We start from the raw sequence: 1,069 nt of genomic DNA on the forward strand, positions 1-1,069 counted from the left end.
TATTAGGAACTAGCATACTAATTCCTAATAATAAGTTTATTTTTAAGCTAATAAATCAAGTTCTAAATTCATTTAGCTTTTTGTTTAGTTGTTCTGTCATCTCACTTAGATGATTTGCTGCTCCTGCTATTTCTTCTACGCTTCTTGCGTTTTCATTAGTGATAGTATTCATATTATTTACTCCACTTAATATCTCGCTCATATCTTTACTTGTGCTTATATAATCATTTACAGTTGCTTCACTAATTTTTACAGCTTCACTCATTACTTTACCCATTTCATTAATTGTATCTTGGGTATTACTTGCTACTTGAGTTAATTTACTAATCTCTGCTGAATTAGTGCTCATTTGCTCGCTTGCATCTTTAATACCTTGAACTATAACGCTTATTGTTGCATTTATTTCACTAAGGCTTTTTTGAGTTCTCTCAGCCAAACTTCTTACTTCATCAGCTACTACGGCAAATCCTCTACCATGCTCTCCTGCACGTGCTGCTTCAATTGCAGCATTTAGTGCAAGTAAGTTAGTCTGGTCTGCTACATCGTTAATTATTTCTAAAATAGATTTAACATTATCAGCATCACGGCTTAATTGCTCAATCTTACTAGCTAAAGCACTTTCTATATCAGCACTATGATTTATTTGATTAGTTAATGAATTAATAGCATCATTTGCTGATTTTATAAACTTACTTGCATTACTTAATTCATCTTTACCTTTAGCTGCACCAATTACACCTTTATCAAGGTTTGCTTTAGTATTAGTTCCTTTATTAGCTACTTCTGTAACTATTACACTACCTTCTTCTGCACGCTTACCTGTTTGAAGACTTGTGTGGCTTAATTCATTTGCTATTGAAGCGTTTTCATTTGAGATATCTTTTGCTTGTGCTATTAGAATTCTTACTTTTTCTAAGAATATATTAATAGCTTTACAAGCTTGAGCTATTTCATCATTACCTTTATCATCTAGCTTTTTAGTTAAATCTCCATCTCCACTGCTAAGTTCGTTTGATTTAGCTGTTAGATTGTTTAGTGGGCGAGTGATTTGGAATTTTACGAAGATAAT

The 1,069-nt window shown here is 32.2% G+C and carries 1 protein-coding gene; it reads right to left on the reverse strand.

The annotated features are described in order from the left end of the window. Positions 1-55 precede the first annotated feature (55 nt). The coding region (locus AVBRAN12640_RS09855) for a methyl-accepting chemotaxis protein (RefSeq protein ID WP_214150668.1) at positions 56-1,069 on the reverse strand (1,014 nt) is incomplete at its 5' end.

It is taken from the genome of Campylobacter sp. RM12640, from assembly GCF_020137595.1.
In the GTDB taxonomy this organism is placed as follows: Bacteria; Campylobacterota; Campylobacteria; order Campylobacterales; family Campylobacteraceae; genus Campylobacter_E.